Origin of the sequence: Pollutimonas harenae (assembly GCF_004153685.1) — a bacterium.
In the GTDB taxonomy this organism is placed as follows: Bacteria; Pseudomonadota; Gammaproteobacteria; order Burkholderiales; family Burkholderiaceae_B; genus Pusillimonas_C; species Pusillimonas_C harenae.
Map to the genome: position 1 here is coordinate 200929 of NZ_SDQD01000003.1, position 18542 is coordinate 219470.

16 protein-coding genes and 1 pseudogene are annotated in these 18542 nt (G+C 56.9%); 8 read left to right on the top strand and 9 right to left on the bottom strand.

What is annotated here, in order from left to right; all coding sequences use genetic code 11:
• Positions 1–9 precede the first annotated feature (9 nt).
• From tssB to ERD84_RS13660, 3 genes are all read right to left on the bottom strand, one after another.
• On the bottom strand, positions 10–561 hold the full coding sequence (gene tssB, locus ERD84_RS13650) for a type VI secretion system contractile sheath small subunit (RefSeq protein ID WP_130040222.1): 552 nt from the start codon (positions 559–561) through the stop codon (positions 10–12).
• A gap of 57 nt (positions 562–618) precedes the next feature.
• The gene (gene tssA / locus ERD84_RS13655) at positions 619–1674 is read right to left on the bottom strand and encodes a type VI secretion system protein TssA (RefSeq protein ID WP_130040223.1); all 1056 of its coding nucleotides are present in this window, start codon (positions 1672–1674) and stop codon (positions 619–621) included.
• Positions 1675–1841: 167 nt separating this feature from the next.
• Positions 1842–2465 (bottom strand): BPSL1445 family SYLF domain-containing lipoprotein, encoded by a 624-nt coding sequence (locus tag ERD84_RS13660; protein ID WP_130040224.1) that lies wholly within the window; start codon positions 2463–2465, stop codon positions 1842–1844.
• A 117-nt stretch (positions 2466–2582) separates the two neighbouring features.
• Between ERD84_RS13660 and ERD84_RS13665 the strand changes: the two genes are divergently transcribed.
• Positions 2583–3176, top strand: a complete 594-nt coding sequence (locus ERD84_RS13665; RefSeq protein ID WP_130040225.1) for a 2-hydroxychromene-2-carboxylate isomerase — start codon at positions 2583–2585, stop codon at positions 3174–3176.
• A gap of 23 nt (positions 3177–3199) precedes the next feature.
• On the opposite strand, the gene aqpZ is transcribed toward ERD84_RS13665, so the two are convergent.
• From aqpZ to ERD84_RS13685, 4 genes and pseudogenes are all read right to left on the bottom strand, one after another.
• Positions 3200–3898 (bottom strand): aquaporin Z, encoded by a 699-nt coding sequence (aqpZ, locus tag ERD84_RS13670; RefSeq protein ID WP_130040226.1) that lies wholly within the window; start codon positions 3896–3898, stop codon positions 3200–3202.
• Positions 3899–4015: 117 nt separating this feature from the next.
• A pseudogene (locus tag ERD84_RS13675) lies at positions 4016–6271 on the bottom strand (heavy metal translocating P-type ATPase); the annotation flags it as partial.
• A 154-nt stretch (positions 6272–6425) separates the two neighbouring features.
• Positions 6426–7598, bottom strand: coding sequence for a thiolase (locus ERD84_RS13680; protein ID WP_130040227.1), 1173 nt, complete (start codon positions 7596–7598; stop codon positions 6426–6428).
• A 2-nt stretch (positions 7599–7600) separates the two neighbouring features.
• Positions 7601–8008, bottom strand: coding sequence for a Zn-ribbon domain-containing OB-fold protein (locus tag ERD84_RS13685; protein WP_130040228.1), 408 nt, complete (start codon positions 8006–8008; stop codon positions 7601–7603).
• Positions 8009–8164: 156 nt separating this feature from the next.
• Here ERD84_RS13685 and ERD84_RS13690 point away from each other — a divergent pair, with 156 nt between their 5' ends.
• The 4 genes from ERD84_RS13690 (at position 8165) to ERD84_RS13705 (ending at position 12003) form a co-directional block, all read left to right on the top strand.
• The gene (locus ERD84_RS13690; RefSeq protein WP_130040229.1) at positions 8165–8962 is read left to right on the top strand and encodes an enoyl-CoA hydratase-related protein; all 798 of its coding nucleotides are present in this window, start codon (positions 8165–8167) and stop codon (positions 8960–8962) included.
• A 76-nt stretch (positions 8963–9038) separates the two neighbouring features.
• The gene (locus tag ERD84_RS13695; protein ID WP_130040230.1) at positions 9039–9926 is read left to right on the top strand and encodes an SDR family NAD(P)-dependent oxidoreductase; all 888 of its coding nucleotides are present in this window, start codon (positions 9039–9041) and stop codon (positions 9924–9926) included.
• Positions 9927–9943: 17 nt separating this feature from the next.
• A complete protein-coding gene (locus ERD84_RS13700; protein WP_130040231.1) occupies positions 9944–10807 on the top strand; it encodes a MaoC/PaaZ C-terminal domain-containing protein in 864 nt (287 codons plus the stop codon).
• Positions 10804–12003, top strand: coding sequence for a CaiB/BaiF CoA transferase family protein (locus ERD84_RS13705; RefSeq protein WP_130040232.1), 1200 nt, complete (start codon positions 10804–10806; stop codon positions 12001–12003). Before ERD84_RS13700 ends, ERD84_RS13705 begins: the two co-directional genes overlap by 4 nt.
• 99 nt (positions 12004–12102) lie before the next feature.
• Here ERD84_RS13705 and ERD84_RS13710 read toward each other — a convergent pair whose 3' ends face one another.
• The gene (locus ERD84_RS13710; protein ID WP_130040233.1) at positions 12103–13068 is read right to left on the bottom strand and encodes a Bug family tripartite tricarboxylate transporter substrate binding protein; all 966 of its coding nucleotides are present in this window, start codon (positions 13066–13068) and stop codon (positions 12103–12105) included.
• Between the two features lie 59 nt (positions 13069–13127).
• A complete protein-coding gene (locus tag ERD84_RS13715) occupies positions 13128–14669 on the bottom strand; it encodes a class I adenylate-forming enzyme family protein (RefSeq protein ID WP_180001940.1) in 1542 nt (513 codons plus the stop codon).
• Between the two features lie 252 nt (positions 14670–14921).
• Here ERD84_RS13715 and ERD84_RS13720 point away from each other — a divergent pair, with 252 nt between their 5' ends.
• The 3 genes from ERD84_RS13720 (at position 14922) to ERD84_RS13730 (ending at position 18323) form a co-directional block, all read left to right on the top strand.
• Complete coding sequence (locus tag ERD84_RS13720; protein ID WP_130040234.1) at positions 14922–16112, top strand: acyl-CoA dehydrogenase family protein; 1191 nt, start codon at positions 14922–14924, stop codon at positions 16110–16112.
• 41 nt (positions 16113–16153) lie between these two features.
• Entirely contained in the window at positions 16154–17275 is a 1122-nt protein-coding gene (locus tag ERD84_RS13725) for an acyl-CoA dehydrogenase family protein (RefSeq protein WP_130040235.1), read from the top strand.
• 79 nt (positions 17276–17354) lie between these two features.
• On the top strand, positions 17355–18323 hold the full coding sequence (locus tag ERD84_RS13730) for an NAD(P)H-dependent flavin oxidoreductase (protein ID WP_130040236.1): 969 nt from the start codon (positions 17355–17357) through the stop codon (positions 18321–18323).
• Positions 18324–18542: the final 219 nt, after the last annotated feature.

An 18542-nucleotide genomic window follows, 5' to 3' on the forward strand; every position in this document is an offset into this window, starting at 1 on the left:
GGCTCCGTATCAAGCCTGGTTAGCGGCGCAATCGCCGTCACTATGTTCACCGGTCTCCTCGGAGCGCGGCTTTGGGGCTGCGGCGAGGGCACCCATCAAGGCCGGATTTTCCAGCACTTTGCCTATCAGCTCTTCGGCACCGGTCTTGCCATCCATATAAGTCAGCAAGTTGGCCAGCTCTGTACGGGCATCCAGCAGACTCTTCAAGGCATCCACCTTGTTCGCTACCGTTGCGGGAGAAAAATCATTGATACTGTTGAATTCAATGTCCACTGCCAATTGGCCGTCACCGGTGAGCGTATTGGGCACATGGAATGCCACTCGCGGCTTGATGGCCTTCATGCGGTCATCGAAATTATCGATATCGACATCCATGAACTTGCGCTCGGCCACCTCGGGTTGCGGCTCCGTCGACTTGCCCGCCAAGTCCGCCATGACACCCATGACGAACGGCAAATTGATGGTGCGCTCCGCACCGTAAATTTCAACGTCGTACTCGATCTGTACGCGTGGCGCCCTGTTACGCGCTACAAATTTCTGTCCACTTTTATTGGTCGCCATGCAACACTCCTTGAGCAGGGTCATTAATTAAACTCGTACCGGAATCAGGTAGCTCCGTCATTCCGCACCGCTTTTAGGCACCCAAGCCTCGAACTGATCCAGGCCCTGAGGGGCAAGGTTCTTCAGCATTTCGTAAAAATCCAGGGGTATGGTCTGCTGTGCCCGTCGAATCAGGAAAGGCGCCGGGTGGCTGGGCTCGTAGCGCTCGAAATAGAGCGATGCTTTTTCAAGTGCCAGCAGTGCATCGTCCCTTGTTTGAATCACGGCCTCGCGCCAGGCGCCCACCGCGACCGATCGCATACCTGCGCTGTCTTGCAGCTCTGCAGCATCGACAGACCCCGAGTCCATGTCCGAACCTGACGAGGGCGCGGCATCCGGCTGTATCGCTTCCACAGCTGCTTCCGTCACGCTGGCAATCATGGCTAGAGTGCGCCGCACACTCATGAAATCAGGCACCCACTCTGAACCGATGCGGAATGTCACGGTATCTTCAATAGCCTGCAATCCGGCCAGCGCCTGCGTCACAGCCAGCAGTTCTGGCGCCTCAAGCAGACGTGCATGGCGCAAAGCCTCCACCAGTCGAGGACGCCCACCCGGATAGGTTTCGGACTGCGTCTTGCTGCCTTCCAGCAAAGCCTCGGCCTCCCGCACCGACATCTGCCCATGCGCTCCATGCAACAGTGACGCCGAGCGGACGCTGCGGGCCGCACCTTGCTTATCCCCCAATGCCACCAGGGCATTCATGCGAGGCATGGGATCGTGCTCGCCATCGAGAAGCAATAGTGGGTATACATGATCCCAGTGGCGATCCAGCACAGTAGCCAATAGCTGAATGCCGTCGGCAAAGCCTGGCAAGCCCTTCAGCTCGGTCCAGGCTTGCGTCAGCAGCACAATTATTCTGATATCACAGGTCCGCTCGCTCAGTTCAGCGGCTTCACGCTCGATCAAAGCCCAGTCGGGCGCCTGTTCGGGAATAATGGTTGAGCCGAATTGCTGCTCAGGCTTTCCTGCTACTGCCTGTTGCAAAGCCAGGAATTCAGGGCTGTATTCCAGGTTCTCGCCGCAGGACGAAGACGTAGCGAAGGTGTTGAATAGGTCAGCAAGCGCAGCCATCGGATCTCATCTGTATAGCAGTCATCAAGAGCCCCGTCATCGACGGGGCTCTTGCAAAAGTGATGAAATTCTAGGCAGGCTGCAAGTAGCGAATATGACACGTTCTTTTTATTACAGTATTTAATATCTTGTTTTGCGAACGCTACATATGACTACACGACTCCAGGCTAATTGTCTTGAGCCGGCATTTTTGTACTGCTTTCCTCAAGACGCTGAACCTTGGTGCCTTCCAGAGAAACTCCTGCCATCAAGCCGGCATTCGTCATGACGAAACCGACCACAGGTTCATTCAGCGTGTTCAAATCAACAGAGCCAGTAGCACTAATATTGGCGACGGCAACCGTGGCATCAACGCCAGCAGTCCAGCCGTTGCTGGCCAGGAATTTGTCCAGCGCTTCTTGCGTCTTGAAGACGAAAATAATGGCCTTGGACTGCGCACCCAGTTTCAAGCCAACTGAGCCGCTGGATGTGGTGTAGTAGCCCTGGTTTTTGCCCTTGACCCTAAGCACACCATCGCCGTGCTCCGCACCGATGAGCACGCTGGCGCCGAGCACCTTCGGAAAAATCAGCACACCCGCTGCCTGCGAAACGAGCTCACGCGAACCTGGCGCTACTTCGTATAGCCGTTTTACGGCGGCGTCTGAGCGGGTGTTGATGTCTTCAATAGTTTCTGCACGGCTTTTCTGGTCGCGCGGCAAGGTTGTAGTGCACGCTGTCAGTGCCAGACCACTTGTTGCAATGACGAAAGCAGTCAGTAAATTGCGTGGTGTGATGGAAATTTTTCGCTTCATGGTTACTCCTTGGAGATGAGTGTCAGGAATACAAAAATCTTGCCTTGTTACCGCCAGACAACGATCAAGCTAACAGAGTACAGTGAACACTTTCGATCATACAAGAGGGCAACTGCCATGAAGACCATTCAGTACTACTTTTCTCCCAAATCACCCTGGACTTATCTTGGGCATGAAAGATTGCTGTCGATGGCTAAACGCCATGGGGCAAACATAGAACCCAAACCAACCAATCTAGGCAAAATATTTCCGCTGTCGGGTGGGCTGCCTTTAGAGAAGCGCGCACCACAGCGCCAGGCTTACCGCATCCAGGAATTGACACGCTGGTCTCAATACCTGAAGCTGCCGCTCAATATACATCCCAAGTTCTTTCCTGTGGACGACACCCATGCGTCCCTGATGATCGCGGCCACTATCCAGGCAGGCGATATCCCGCAAGCCTTGTCACTGTCAGGCAGGCTGTTGGCTGCGGTGTGGGCTGAGAACCAGGACATCGCAGACTCCGGCACACTGATTCAGATAGCCAATGAGGTGGGCCTGGATGGTGCTGCGCTCCATGCCGGACGCCAGGCCGGCGCCGAACTGTATGAACAATACACGCAGCAAGCGACCGAGCTGCAGGTTTTTGGCGCGCCCTGGTATGTGTACCAAGGCGAATCTTTCTGGGGGCAAGACAGGCTGGACTTCCTGGATCGCGCACTGGCTGGCTGAGCCAGTGCACGATCACCCAGCACTTAGTCTTCGTTCGCGAGCAGTGCGCGATAAGTCACTGCACCGATAATGCCACCTACAATGGGGGCCAGCCAGAACAGCCACAACTGCTCCACTGCCCAGCTGCCTTGAAACAGCGCAACCGCAGTCGAGCGTGCGGGGTTCACGGAAGTGTTGGTGATGGGAATGCTGATCAGGTGAATCAAGGTAAGCGACAGGCCTATGGCCACGCCCGCCAGCCCGGCGTGGCCGCGTTTATGTGTAGCACCCATGATAATGAGCAAAAAGAACGCAGTCAGCACCACTTCGGCAATCAAGGCGGCCATCAGCGAATAATGATCTGGCGAATGCTCGCCATAACCATTCGAGGCAAAGCCGCTACTTGCATCAAAACCCATCTTGCCACTGGCAATAAGGTACAAGACAGCCCCTGCAGCAATACCGCCCAGCACCTGAGCAATGACATAAGGTACAAGTTCGCGGCCGGGAAAGCGCCCCCCGGCAACCAGGCCGAACGTCACAGCCGGGTTGATATGACAGCCCGAGATATGGCCGATGGCATAGCACATGGTCAACAAAGTCAGACCAAAGGCAAGCGCCACCCCCATAAAGCCAATACCAAGCTCAGGAAAGGCGGCGGCAAAAATAGCGCTGCCGCAACCACCAAACACCAACCAAAAAGTCCCAAAAAATTCAGCACTGCAGCGTTTTGTAAGTGACATAGAGCCTCCCCTCCAATTCTGTCATGCCGAAGTTTATCGGGAGCAGGTTCGAAGAAAGAGTTTTCAGCTGGAAAATTTACAATTAATAACAGTTCTGGCGATTATCCGGGCCAGAGCCTAACCCGCCATATGAACACTGTCAGACGTCGCCAGCGGCGGCTGGAAGCGGCGTAGACGTAGTGCATTACCCAATACAAACACACTGGACAAAGCCATGGCACCCGCAGCAAAGATCGGCGACAGCAGTACTCCCCACGCTGGGTACAACACACCAGCCGCCACAGGAATGAGGGCGGTGTTGTAGGCAAACGCCCAGAAGAGGTTCTGACGAATATTACCCAGGGTCGCCTGGGACAGCGCGATCGCGTTGGGTATGCCCTGCAAGTTACCCGACATCAGCACAACATCGGCGGACTCCACTGCCACGTCGGTACCACTGCCGATCGCCAGACCGACATCGGCCTCGGCCAATGCGGGCGCGTCATTGATACCGTCGCCAACAAAAGCCAACTGACCGTAAGTGGCTTTCAGCCGACGCACCGCCTCTACCTTGCCTTCAGGTAGAACCTCGGCCACCACTTCGTCGATGCCCAGTTGCCGGGCAATAGCCTGCGCCGTGCGTGCATTGTCGCCGGTAATCATGGCCACTTTCAGGCCCAATTGGTGGAGTGCCTGAATGGCACCAGGAGTGCTGGCCTTGATTGGGTCGGCCACCGCAATAATGGCGGCCAATCTGCCATCAATAGCTGCGTATAGCGGCGACTTTCCTTCGTCGCCCAAACGCGCGGCAGTGCTAGAAAACACGTCAATATCGATGCCCAATTCACGCATATAGCGGTCTGCACCGACCTGCACGCGAACGCCCTCAACCGTCGCACGCACGCCCATGCCGGTCACGGAGTCGAAATCTGTCATGGAAGGCAGGACAATGCCCTCTGCCTCGGCCGCCTCGACCACTGCCCGGGCAATAGGGTGTTCCGAACGCGACTCCACCGTCGCCACGGCGGCCAGCACCTGGCTACGCTCAAAGCCGTCAGCCATCTCCAGATCTGTCAGTACCGGACGGCCTTCAGTCAATGTGCCGGTCTTGTCGACGGCTACAACCTTGGCGTCCTTGAGCAATTGCAAGGCCTCGCCTTTGCGAAACAACACACCCATTTCAGCGCCCCTGCCCGTTCCGACCATGATGGAGGTCGGGGTAGCCAGGCCCATGGCACAAGGACAAGCGATGATGAGCACAGCCACCGCGTTGACCAGTGCAAAGCTCAGTGCCGGTGATGGCCCAAAAACCAGCCACACCAGAAAGGTCAGCAAGGCAGCCAGCATGACTGCCGGCACGAACCACAGCGTGACTTTGTCGACCACCGCCTGGATCGGCAGCTTGGAGCCCTGGGCCTGCTCAACCAGGCGAATGATCTGAGCCAGCATGGTCTGCCCCCCCACGGCGGTAGCTCGCAGCGTGAGTGCGCCCTTCTGATTGACAGTTCCGCCGACCACAGCACTGCCCGCCTTTTTTTCGACAGGAATGGGCTCACCTGTGAGCATGGATTCATCGACAAAGCTGCGGCCATCGGTCACTTCACCGTCGATCGGTACCCGCTCGCCAGGACGCACCTCAACGATATCGCCCAAGGCGACCTCATTGATTGGAATGTCGACAATATTGCCGTCACGCACGATGTGCGCAACTTTTGCCTGCAACTTGATCAGACGTTTGATGGCCTCGGAGGTACGGCCCTTGGCTCGCGCCTCCAGAAAGCGCCCAAGCAAGATCAGCGCCACAATGACCGCGGCGGCTTCGTAATAAACATTCACCGTACCATCGGGGAGCAGGCCAGGCGCAAAAGTCGCGACCACTGAATAGCCAAACGCAGCGGCCGTACCGACTGCAACAAGCGAATTCATATCCGGTGCGAGACGCACCAGGGCGGGAAAGCCCTTTTGGTAGAAACGGCGCCCCGGAATAGCCAGAACCAGCATAGTGAGTACAAACTGCACATACCAGCTGTTCTGCATGCCAATGGTCGCTTCAATCCATTCGTGCATGCCCGGGATCATGTGCGAACCCATTTCCAGCACAAACACCGGCAGCGCCAACACAATAGCCAGGAAGAGGTCGCGCTTGAGCTCTGCCCGTTCCGCGTCCTTCTTGCTGCTCGCCTCGTCGTCGGCCTGTACACCTGTATTAATGGTATGAGCGTCGTAACCGGCCTTTCCGATGGCCGCCACGAGTGCTTCGATGCCAGCCACACCGCTGACGAAAGCGCGTTCTGTCGCCAGATTCACCGTAGCTTCCGTCACACCAGGCACAGCCTTGAGTGCCTTCTCGACACGACCCACACACGAGGCACAGCTCATGCCATCGACTTCCAGCTCGATGGCGCTGGCCGGCATCTTATCTATGCTTGGCATGTTCATGCTCCTATATCCAGTAATTGATTCGATATGGAGACAGCTTAATCCTTACCATCGTTGGAAGGTCAAGGATATAGTCAAAATGCTCAAGCAGCGGCTCATTTCGGCCAAACTACAGCGTGGCCTCCGTTCCCAGAATAGCGGTGGACTGGCTCGATAAGGTGCCGCCGTTACCGTTCACCAGAGCCAGCTCGGCGCCCTGGACCTGTCGTTCGCCGCATTCGCCGCGCAACTGTCGCACAGCCTCGATCAGGATAAAAATTCCGTACATGCCGGGATGCACGCAAGACAGACCACCCCCATTGGTATTGACCGGCAGGTGGCCACCCGGGGCAATACCGCCATTACTCACAAAGTCTCCGGCTTCGCCCTTTTTGCAAAAGCCCAGGTCTTCCAGAAACAGCAGGGTATTGATGGTGAATGCATCATAAACTTCGACCACATCGATGTCGGCCGGTGTCACTTGTGCCATGTCGTAGGCTAGTTGGCCAGATTGTTGGGCCGCCGTCACGGTCAGATCGCCCATGGAAGAAATCTGGCGGTTCCAGACAGCAGTCGAATTGCCCAGCACATAGACAGGCTTTTGCTTGAGCGACTTGGCGCGGTCTGCGCGGACCAGCACGAATGCACCGGCCCCGTCGTTGACCAGGCAGCAGTCTCGCGTAGTCAGCGGGTCGGACACCATGCGGGCCGACAACACCTCGTCTATGGATAGCGGGTCGCGCATCAGCGCTTCGGGATTCAGTTGCGCCCATTTACGGGCCGCCACGGCGACCTCAGCCAACTGTTCACGAGTGGTGCCATACTGATACATATGACGCGCAGCCGCCAAAGCATACGAGCTCAACGGATTCAACGGGTTGTACGGTATTTCGTAAGGTTGCGGATCCAGTTTACGTCGCACGGCGCCGATCTCGGCGCGGCTCAGCGTGGATGTGCGTTGCGTACTGCCATAGCACACCAGCACGGCATTGCACTGGCCCGACTCCAGCGCGTGTATGGCTGGCAGCAAGTGGGCGACAAAACTGGAGCCGCCCAGCATGGTGCTTTCGATAAAGGTGGGCTTGATGCCCAGATGCTCAATGACGGGCATGACCCACATTGTGGCAGCCACGCTGGCCGTTGCAATTCCGTCGATGTCCTGCATGGTCAGGCCTGCATCCGTCACAGCACGGTGGGCCGCCTGGACCAGAATTTCCATTTCTGTATAGCCGGTGGCAAAACCAATACCGGCGTGACCCACCCCCGCAATGGCGGTGGCGCCTCGAAGTCGCTTGTCTATCATTCTCATGCCTTTGTCGGATTGAAGACCACCAGCTTGCCTTCGTCGCTGTCGGCAACCTGGGCTTGTACAGGCATGCCGATGGTGACATCGGTCGGCGCTACGCCTTCTACACGGCTCATCATGCGTACGCCCTCTTCCAGATCAATCAGCGCCACGTTGTAATCACCGCCCTGTTCAGGCTTGCGCCTGACCACCGTGGTGGAATAGACCGTGCCGCGCCCGGTCGGTGCAAACCACTTGAGTTGGTCGGAACCGCAGTGCGGGCAAATCATGCGTGGATAGAAGATGCTGCGTTCACAGCTGGCGCAGCGCTGGATCAGAAAGGTGCCCTGGTCCAACTGATTGCGATAGTAAAGATCCGCGCCGGTCGACGTGGCGTCGGCAGCGAGGCTGGTTTGTGAAGAAAGCATATCGGGTCTCGAATTTTTAATGGGTTTGCCCCAGTGTCCCCTGCAAACTGGAATTTTGGCAATTTTGTTTTGCTTAGGCCCCGCTTTTGATGTAATTAATGGTACGCCGGACGGACAGGCGCTAAGCTTATGGCTCTTGAAGCAAAAGGCGGGAACATGTCTCACGTTTACCAGCATATTCAATTCAACTATCAGGAAGGCGTCGGCCATATTGTGTTGAATCGCCCCAATACCCTGAATAGCTTCACGCAGATCATGCATGACGACCTTAAGGCAGCGCTGTCCTTCCTCGAGTCGCGCAATGACTTACGAGGCGTCATCCTTACCGGTACAGGTCGCGGCTTCTGTGCCGGCCAGGACCTATCCGAACGCAAACCTTTGCCGCCGGGACAGCGACGCGACCTGGCCGAAGGCATAGACAAAAACTACCGCTCCCTGGTGCTGCGCTTGCGTGCCTTGCCTGTACCGGTAGTCTGCATCGTCAATGGTGTCGCTGCCGGAGCGGGCGCAAGTGTAGCGCTGGCCTGCGATATCGTCATCGCCGTGAAGTCGGCCAAGTTCATCCAGGCATTCGCCAAAATAGGCTTGCTACCCGATGCGGGCGGTACTTATTTCTGGCCGCGTCTGGTAGGCATGCAGCGTGCCATGGGTGCCGCTCTGTTTGCCGAGCCTGTTACGGCGGAAACAGCCGCGCAATGGGGACTGATCTGGCGCTGCATTCCCAACGAAGAACTCGACGCCACCATTGAATCGGTACATCGCCACCTGGCCGATGGTGCCACCCGCGCTTTTGCAGCCACCAAGCAGGCGCTGTATGAGTCAGGCGATCATTCGCTCGAAGCGCAAATCAATATCGAACGCGACCTGCAACGGGAATTGGGCTATACAGACGACTACCTGGAAGGCATGCATGCCTTCGGCGAGAAGCGCCCGCCGCGCTTTACGGGTCGCTAGCGTCCATGCGTCCAACAGGCCTGTTTTCACCGCTATGTCGGTGCCAACCACATCGCAAAAAAATATGGAGTCAAACATGAGTGAATCAGTCAAAGGTAAAGTCGCCGTTGTGACCGGCGCAGGAGGTGGTATCGGCAAGGGCATCGCCCTGGGACTGGCTGCATCGGGTGCCAGCGTCGTCGTCAACGACATCAGCGCCGAACACGCCCAGAAGGTGGTGGACGAGATCAAGGCCGCAGGTGGCCAGGCTGTTGCCAATATCGATAGCGTTGCCACGCGCGTCAGCGCCAACAACATTGTCCAGAACGCCGTTGACACCTTCGGCAAGATCGACATCATTGTCAACAATGCCGGTAACCTGCGCGATCGCCTCTTCCACAAAATGAACGAAGAGGAATGGACCCAGGTCCTGGACGTACACCTGAACGGTTCGTTCTATGTCAGCCGTGCGGCTGCACCGTTTTTCCGCGAGCAAGAGTCAGGCGCCTACGTGCACATGACGTCCACCTCCGGACTTATTGGCAACTTCGGCCAATCCAATTACTCGGCCGCCAAGATGGGCATCGTGGGACTGTCCAAGTCCATTGCACTCGACATGTCGCGTTTCAACGTGCGCTCCAATTGCATTGCACCCTTCGCCTGGACCAGCATGACCAGTTCCATTCCTGCTGAAACACCTGAAGAAAAAGCACGGGTCCTGAAGCTGCAAAAAATGGAAGCAGGCAAGATCGCGCCGCTGGTCGTCTACCTGGGCAGCGACGCTGCAGCAGCCGTGACTGCACAGATCTTTTCCGTACGGGCCAACGAAATCATGCTTTTCAGCCAGCCACGCCCTGTGCGTTCCGTACACATGTCTGACGGCTGGACACCCGAGAGCATTGCCGAGATCGCTATTCCCGCCATGCAGAACAGCTTCTTCAAGCTCGAACGCTCGCCCGAAGTCATCGGCTGGGATCCCATCTAAGCACTGAAGGAAAGACCATGGCACTGGACTACCAGCTGATTAAGAACTGGACTTTCGACGATGTCCGTCAAACCTACACAGACAAGGACAGCATTCTGTATGCCCTGAGTATCGGGCTAGGTCAGGATCCGCTGGATCCCTTACAACTGCCTTTCGTCTACGAAGCAGGTCTCAAGGTCTTTCCGTCCATGGCCGCTGTGCTTGGCTATCCGGGCTTCTGGATGCAAAACCCAAAGGCCGGCATCACTTGGGTCAAGCTGGTGCATGGCGAACAGCGCATGCGTTTTCACCAGGCCCTGCCCCCGGCAGGCGAGATCATAGGCCGCACCCGCGTGTCGCATGTGATTGACAAGGGAGCCGATAAAGGCGCTCTGGTGATTGTCGAACGTAAGATCTATAACGCTGCCAACAACGCCCTGCTGGCGACGGTGGAGCAAACCACTTTCTGTCGCGCCGACGGCGGCTTTGGGCAAGGCGATGTACCGCCAGAAGCTTTGCCCAAAGTACCGACTACCGCGCCCAACTACGTGTGCGAATTGCCGACCTTGCCGCAGGCCGCATTGCTGTATCGCCTGAACGCCGACCCGAATCCCCTGCACGCCGACCCTGTCATCGCACAGCAGGCAGGTTATCCGCAGCCCATCCTGCACGGGCTGTGCACATACGGCGTCGCCGCACATGCTATTGTTAAAACCTTGTGCGGTTACGATCCCGACCGGCTGCTATTCCTGAACACACGCTTTTCCGCCCCGTTTTACCCAGGTGAAACACTAGCGGTCGAAATGTGGACGGGCGCCGACAGTACCGTACAGTTTCAGGCACGAGCCGTTGAACGCGGCATCGTGGTGTTAGGTAATGGAATAGCAGGAATAAAACAGTGAGTGAACGCAAGGCCCCCCTGGACGGTATCAGGGTATTGGATTTATCCCGAGTATTGGCTGGACCATGGTGCAGCCAGAATCTGGCTGACCTGGGTGCGGATGTCATCAAGGTCGAACGCCCCGGCATGGGCGATGATACCCGTGGTTGGGGCCCTCCCTTTCTGAAGGATGCCGACGGCAACGACACCAGCGAAGCGGCCTATTACTTGAGCACCAATCGCAACAAGCGCTCCATCACCATCGATATCGCCAGCCCCGAGGGCGCGGAACTCATCCGCGACATTGCAAAGCAAAGCGATATCCTGATTGAGAACTTCAAATTTGGCGGCCTGAAAAAATACGGTCTGGATTATGAATCCATCAAGGCTATCAACCCCAAGCTGATCTACTGCTCGATCACCGGCTTTGGCCAAACCGGCCCCATGGCACCACTACCCGGCTACGACTTCATGATCCAGGGCATGGGTGGCCTCATGAGCATCACCGGCGAGCGTGACGATCTGCCCGGCGGCGGGCCGCAAAAAGCGGGTGTAGCCGTTACCGACCTGTTCACCGGCATGTACGCCACGGTGGCCGTGCTGGGTGCCTTGCAGGAACGCCATCGCAGCGGCCTGGGCCAGCACATTGATGTAGCCTTGCTCGATTGCCATGTGGCCATGCTGGCCAACCAGAATCTGAACTACATGACGTCGGGCGTGGCGCCCGAACGTGCCGGCAATGCGCACCAGAATGTGGTGCCATACCAGGTTTTCGCGGCCAGCGACGGCCACCTGATCGTGGCCACCGGCAACGACTCACAATACCGCGCGTACTGCCAGGTCATGGGCCGCCCCGACCTGGCCGACAACCCTGATTACGTCACTAACCGGCAGCGACTGACCCATCGCGTGGCGCTGATCAAGGAACTGGAAGCCATCATGAAAACGCGCACGCGTGATGACTGGATTTCGTCCCTCCAGAAAGCCGGTGTGCCCAGCGGACCCATCAACAACATCCAGCAGGTTTTTGACAACGAACAAGTCAAATCCCGTGAAATCTGGAAAACCCTGCCTCACCCGGTAGCAGGCACTGCCCCCAGCACAGCCAATCCCATCCGCTATTCCGACACACCCATCCAGTACCGCATGGCGCCGCCATTGCTCGGACAGCATACGGATCAAATCCTGGAAGAGCTGGGATTGCAGGGCAGGAAATAACACGGTCAACTCACGCTAAAAGGCCTGGATCCGACTCAATACCGGATCCAGGCCTTATTTCTCTTGACGCCTGAACATATTCAGGCGTCAAGATCAGGTCTATTTTTTCAGAATATTCCCTTTTTCGATCACCTCGTCCCACATGGCGTACTCACGCTTGACGCGGGCCTTGAGTTCTTCACCGTCGGACAAGTCTATGGTGTAGCCACCATTTTTCATATTTTTTACAAAATCGGCATTACTGGTAATGCTCTTTAACGCATCGTGCAAGCGGTTGACCACGTCAGCTGGCAACTCGGCCGGGCCGATCAAGGCATACCAGCCAGTCACGGCGTAGTCGTCAACGCCAGCTTCGATCATGGAAGGCACGTCGGGCAGGCCTGCATTACGCTCACGCGAGGTCACGGCCAGCGCACGCACTTTGCCACTGTCGATATAGTTCTTGGCCGTGCTGGTAATGTCGAACATGAAGGTGATCTTGCCACCGATCACATCCACCATGGCCGGCGAGTTGCCCCGATATGGTACGTGCAGCATTTCGGTACCGGTCTTCTGCTTGAGCAGCTCGGCCGACAAATGGTTCGATGCACCGACCCCGGCCGACCCGAAGGTGACGGCATTGGGGTTCTTCTTGGCGTATTCGACCAACTCCTGCACGCTCTTGACGGGAACATCGTTATTGACCACCAGCACATTGGTGTAGTCGACAATGTTTCCGATATAGGAAAAGTCCTTGTCGTGATCCATTGGCTTTTTCTGAACGATCGGGGTGATGGTCAGCGTAGGGCTGGCCACGAAGTTCAGCGTGTAACCGTCAGGTGTCGCGCGCGACACCGATTCGGCGGCGATCATGCCACTGGCTCCGGTGCGGTTCTCCACGACCACTGACTGCTTCAGCTCATCGCTTAGATATTTGGCGAAAGTCCTGGCGCTGGTGTCTACGGGACCGCCAGGCGAATAACCCACCACCAGTTTGATAGGTTGTGCCGGCCATGTTGCCTGAGCGTGCACGCTGGCTGCCGCCATGATGCCTGCTGTCAACAGCAATAGTTTTTTGAGTTGCATGGGCTTGTTTGCCTCCTGTTATTGTTGCTGCTTGGTTGACGAGCCCTCCTTGAAGACGCTTATGGTGCCTTCAAGAGTTGAGCCCTTAAGGGATTCTTCTGTATCTTTCCGCTCATGGTTGTCGGGATCTGCTTGATCGCAATCATTCTGGCTGGACGCTTGTACGGAGCAAGATGATCAACCAAATACTGGGCCAGCGCAGGCAAGTCTATGGACTGCCCGGCATCGGGTTCGTAAAAGGCGATCACTTCTTCGTTGCCATCGTCTTGCGGTTTGCCCACCACCGCCGACAGTCGTATTCCTGGAAAAGCGTTGATGACGGCTTCTACTTCCTGTGGGTATACATTGAAACCGGACCGTATGATCAGGTCTTTTGACCGGCCGGTAATGAACAGAGCGCCGTCGGCATCCACGTAACCGATGTCGCCGGTATGAAGCCAGCCACCAGGCAACAGAGCCTTTGCCGTTTGTTCGGGGTTGCGGTAGTAGCCCAGCATGGTACCTGGCCCGCGTATGAGAATGTCGCCTTTGTCGCCCGGCTGCGTGACGGGTACGCCATCCAGGACGATCTGCAGCTCGACACCTTCCACGGCATGGCCGGTGGCGCTATCGCGGCGCGGATGGTCGATATCGGTAATGAACATCGAACCCGCGTATTCGGTAATGCCATAGCCGTGGTGCAAGGGTAGATTGAATAACGCTTCAACCTTGGCTTTCAGGGCCATGTCCATGGCGGCGCCGCCGGTATACACATAGCGCAACGCGGGTGCGGTAATGGGACCTTGGCCGGTAGTTGCCGACAGCACACGCACGAACATGGTAGGCACCCCTTGCAGAATGCTGATTCCTGGGTCGGCAAGCGAACCCAGGACATCACTCACGTCAAACTTCGCGCGCAGTACCAGGCTGGCACCAGCTTGAAAAGTGGCCATCAATACCGTGGCAATGCCAAAAATATGCGACACAGGCAAGGCTGCGTAAGCAATGTCATGAGCCTGCATGCGGCGAGACATGGCCGACACAGCTGCGAAATGCAGCAAGCCCTTGTGGGTGACCATGACCCCTTTGGGCGCGCCGGTGGTGCCCGACGTATAGACCAGCGTCGCCACCGCTTGAGCTAGCTCGGCCGCCTCAGGTGGTGTGGTGGGGTTTTGCAGGGCAGCCCTGTTCCCGGCCGGAAAAGCCCTGGATTCGCAGGCTTGTGCCGCGTAGGTCTCGGCGTGGGCACTGGCTGCGTCAGAACATCGTGCCGTAAAGAATGTAAGTGTGGGATCGCTGTGCCGGGCAATGGTCTCGATTTCGCGCGAGCTCAGGCGTGCGTTGACACTAATCGGCCAGGCACCCAGGGTACTGCAGGCAAACAGCATGACGATCATTTCGGGACAGTTTTCCCCCACGATCATCACCTTGTGGCCACTCGATACACCCAGTGATCGCATCCAGTCGGCGGCATCCACGATGTGTTGCCAGAGCTGGCCGTAGCGTATGGGCTCGGCTGCTTCCGGATACAGGCAGATGGCATCAGGCTGGCGTTCGGCCTGCTGCTGCGGGATTTCATGGATGAACTTCATGATTTTTTGCGAGGCGGTGGTGGCGGACATAGATGTTTATTTGTTTTTTTTAGTCTCGTTGCAAATATCGGACTTGGCAATTCTGTTTTGATTAACACGCCCTTTTGCTGATGTTTAGCCCACTACCCTAGGCTCACCTGACGAGGCCATACATCTCAACTCGAAAACACGAGCACACCAGACAGAAAACCGTTCGTCGTTCATGAACCAGGGGTTTTAAAAAGCAAGATTGTCATGCGTCGGACGCATGGTTAAAGTGGAAAAAAAACCAGGAGCAGAGCAATGGATTTGACGTGGAACGATAAAGAGAAGGCATTCCGCCAAGAGGTCAGGGACTTTGTACAGGCCGAACTTCCTGCCGACATTCGCACAAAGGTCCTCAAGCACCAACGCTTAATTAATACCGACTACATACGCTGGCACCGCATATTAGCCAAGAAAGGATGGGGCGCACCAACCTGGCCCACCGAGTTCGGCGGTACCGGCTGGGGGCCACTGTATCGACTCATCTTCGAGATTGAGTGCCTCAAGGGCGGAGCCCCACGCCTGCTGCCGTTTGGGCTAAGCATGATAGGTCCGGTGCTCATGAAGTACGGCAGCAAGGCGCTCCAGGAGCGTTTTCTGCCACGCATGCTCACGGTTGAAGACTGGTGGTGCCAGGGTTATTCCGAACCTGGCTCAGGCTCAGACCTCGCCTCGCTCAAGACAAGGGCTGTCAAGACCGCCGACGGCTATGTGGTCAGCGGCCAGAAAACCTGGACGACCCTGGGGCAGTACGCCGACTGGATGTTCTGCCTGGCCCGCACCGATCCCGACGTCAAGCCGCAACGGGGCATCTCCATGCTGTTGATTGACTTACGTCAGCCAGGCGTCACGGTCCGGCCCATCCGGACGCTGGACGGCGGCGTTGATGTCAATGAAGTCTGGCTGGATGAGGTCAAGGTGCCCTTCGAGAACCTGGTGGGTCAGGAAAATGAAGGCTGGACCTACGCCAAATATTTGCTGGGCCACGAGCGCACTGGCATTGCAGGCATTGGCCACTGCCATCGGGAACTCCAGGTACTCAGGCATCTGGCTGCCACCACCCTGATGGACGGCAAGCCTGCCGATCAAAATACCCGGCTGAAAGAAAAAATCATCCGCATCGAGATCGACATTCTCGCACTTGAAATGTTGTTGCTGCGGGTAGCGGCCAACAACGAGCAAGGGCCGGGGCCGCAAGCCTCCATCCTGAAGATACGCGGTTCTGAAATTCAGCAAGATCTGGCCATGCTGCAAATGGAAGTCATGGGCCTGGATGCCTGGCCTTACGATCCTGAATGGATGGAGCCCGATGCTGACTTTGCTGGACCAGGGCCTACATTTGCGGCAGCAGCATCAGCAGGCTACTTCGACATGCGCAAGACCAGTATTTATGGCGGCACCAGCGAAGTGCAAAAAAGCATCATTGCCAAAATGATGCTTAGTGCGTAGTGCATTCGCGCAGCTAATCTCTTATTTTACGGACGGCGACAATGGATTTCACCTACAACGAAGAACAGCGCATGCTGACCGATAGCCTGCGCAGGCTGGTGGTCGAACAATGGGGTTTCGAACAGCGGCGCAAGCGGGCGCGCCAGCCCGAACTGGACCGCGATGCCTGGCAGGCACTGGTTGACCTGGGCATAGCAGGCCTGTTGGTTCCCGAACAATACGACGGCTTCGGCGAATCGCCCGCCACCATGGCAGCGATCCAACTCGAACTCGGGCGCGGCCTGGTGTCCGAGCCCGTGATTCCCAGCACCGTCATGGCAACTACAGCCCTGCTGAGCAGCGGCAACGACACCATCCAGGCCGAATGCCTGCCGCGTATGGTGACGGGTGAATGGATAGCTACGGTGGCCTACCTGGAAGGCGACCAATGCAACGGACTCACCCCATCGGTTACCCAGGCCGTCGCTGCCGCAGGCGGCTTTACCTTGAACGGAAGCAAGAAACTCGTCTGGCAAGGCGTGCGTGCCACGCATCTGATCGTCAGCGCCGTGCTGGATGGCACCATGGCCTTGTTCTGGATACCGGCAGACACGGCCAGCGTATCCCTAAAAGACTACCCTACCATCGATGGCGACCGCTGCGCCACGATAGCGCTGGACGACGTGGCGCTGCCCGAAACAGCCTTGATCGCCCAGGGCCAGGAGGCCAACGCAGCGCTGGCTGCCGCCATAGACTATGGCATTGCCGCTCTGTGCGCCCACGCGGCCGGCGCCATGCAGCGCCTGATCGAGATCACGGTCGACTACTTGAAGACGCGCCAACAGTTCGGTCGTCCACTGGCTGACTTTCAGGCCCTGCAGCATCGCCTGGCCGATATGCTGGTGCGCCAGGAACTGGCGGCCTCGATGGCCTATGTGGCGGCAGCCGCGTTGGGCGAAGCTGACCCGTCCGAACGCCGCCGTCAACTGTCCTCGGCCAAAGTATCCATCGCCGAAACCGGCCGCTATGTAGGACAGAATGCAGTGCAGCTGCATGGCGGCATTGGCATGACCGACGAGCTGGAAGTAGGTGATTATTTCAAGCGGCTGACTTATGCGGACTACTTGCTGGGTAACACCGATTACCATCTGACGCAGCTTGAAGCACTGTACCATCAGGCCTGAAGACTATCGCTGTTGTGCCGCATAAAAACGGCGGCAAGCAATCAGTACGCTCGCATCAATCGATTTACTCGGAGTCTCCATGTCTGTTTCGCATCTCCCAGCCATTCTGCAGAATTTATCCCTGCCCGTTGTATCGGCGCCCATGTTTACCGTCAGCTATCCCGAGCTGGCCCTGGCGCAATGCAAGGCCGGAATCGTCGGCTCCTTTCCTGCACTGAATGCACGCCAGCCGGAGCTTCTGGACGAATGGCTGACTCAGATCAACGAAGAATTGAACCAGTATCGTCGCGATAATCCGGATGCAATCGTCGGGCCGCTGGCGGTCAACCAGATCGTGCACAACTCGAATGGGCGTCTGGAACGCGACGTGGCGACCTGCGTCAAGCATAAGGTGCCCATTCTCATCACGTCCCTGCGTGCGCCTGTGCGTGAAGTCATCGACGAAGTCCATTCCTACGGCGGCATCATCCTGCATGATGTCATCAACCTGCGCCACGCCCAAAAGGCGATTGATGCCGGCGTCGACGGTCTGATTCTCGTAGCGGCGGGCGCAGGCGGACATGCTGGCAGGATGTCGCCCCTGGCTTTGGTGGGCGAAGTACGCAAGCGCTTCAAAGGCCCGCTAGCATTGTCGGGCGCCATCGTTTCGGGTGACGGCATTCTGGCGGCTCAGGCCATGGGCGCCGACCTTGCATACATCGGCACGCGCTTCATTGCCAGCCAAGAAGCCAACGCCAGCGACGAATACAAACAGTCACTGCTGAACTCGACTGCAGCCGACATTATTTACAGTAATTATTTTTCGGGTGTACATGGCAACTACGTGCGCGAAAGCATCGTGCGTGCAGGACTGGATCCAGACAATCTGCCTGAGGGCGATGCGCCTCAAATGAATTTTTCTGATGGCCGCTCCAAGGCGAAAGCTTGGAAGGACATCTGGGGTGCCGGACAAGGCGTAGGGCAAATCGACGACCTTCCCGACACCAGCGAAATCGTCGCGCGCCTGAAAGAAGGTTACGCCGCAGCCCGATCTCGCCTGGCGCTGTAATTCGATACTGATTAGGCTACCAACGCATAGGGTGCGGCTTTTAAATGCCGCATACCCAACATCATCCCGTGCATGATGTGTTCCTTTACGAAAGGCCACACCCTATGACCCTCGTCATCAAAGAATGCCGTTCAAGACGTACATGCCTTTTCTTATATATCAAATGCATATACAATGCATATATCTTTTGAGTTTGAGCTCCAATTTTTTGAGTATTCA

Excerpts from the sequence above, each read along its gene's own strand:
- tssB (WP_130040222.1), bottom strand. The coding sequence starts at position 561 with ATGGCGACCAATAAAAGTGGACAGAAATTTGTAGCGCGTAACAGGGCG.
- tssA (WP_130040223.1), bottom strand. The coding sequence starts at position 1,674 with ATGGCTGCGCTTGCTGACCTATTCAACACCTTCGCTACGTCTTCGTCC.
- ERD84_RS13660 (WP_130040224.1), bottom strand. The coding sequence starts at position 2,465 with ATGAAGCGAAAAATTTCCATCACACCACGCAATTTACTGACTGCTTTC.
- ERD84_RS13665 (WP_130040225.1), top strand. The coding sequence starts at position 2,583 with ATGAAGACCATTCAGTACTACTTTTCTCCCAAATCACCCTGGACTTAT.
- aqpZ (WP_130040226.1), bottom strand. The coding sequence starts at position 3,898 with ATGTCACTTACAAAACGCTGCAGTGCTGAATTTTTTGGGACTTTTTGG.
- ERD84_RS13680 (WP_130040227.1), bottom strand. The coding sequence starts at position 7,598 with ATGATAGACAAGCGACTTCGAGGCGCCACCGCCATTGCGGGGGTGGGT.
- ERD84_RS13685 (WP_130040228.1), bottom strand. The coding sequence starts at position 8,008 with ATGCTTTCTTCACAAACCAGCCTCGCTGCCGACGCCACGTCGACCGGC.
- ERD84_RS13690 (WP_130040229.1), top strand. The coding sequence starts at position 8,165 with ATGTCTCACGTTTACCAGCATATTCAATTCAACTATCAGGAAGGCGTC.
- ERD84_RS13695 (WP_130040230.1), top strand. The coding sequence starts at position 9,039 with ATGAGTGAATCAGTCAAAGGTAAAGTCGCCGTTGTGACCGGCGCAGGA.
- ERD84_RS13700 (WP_130040231.1), top strand. The coding sequence starts at position 9,944 with ATGGCACTGGACTACCAGCTGATTAAGAACTGGACTTTCGACGATGTC.
- ERD84_RS13710 (WP_130040233.1), bottom strand. The coding sequence starts at position 13,068 with ATGCAACTCAAAAAACTATTGCTGTTGACAGCAGGCATCATGGCGGCA.
- ERD84_RS13715 (WP_180001940.1), bottom strand. The coding sequence starts at position 14,669 with ATGTCCGCCACCACCGCCTCGCAAAAAATCATGAAGTTCATCCATGAA.
- ERD84_RS13720 (WP_130040234.1), top strand. The coding sequence starts at position 14,922 with ATGGATTTGACGTGGAACGATAAAGAGAAGGCATTCCGCCAAGAGGTC.
- ERD84_RS13725 (WP_130040235.1), top strand. The coding sequence starts at position 16,154 with ATGGATTTCACCTACAACGAAGAACAGCGCATGCTGACCGATAGCCTG.
- ERD84_RS13730 (WP_130040236.1), top strand. The coding sequence starts at position 17,355 with ATGTCTGTTTCGCATCTCCCAGCCATTCTGCAGAATTTATCCCTGCCC.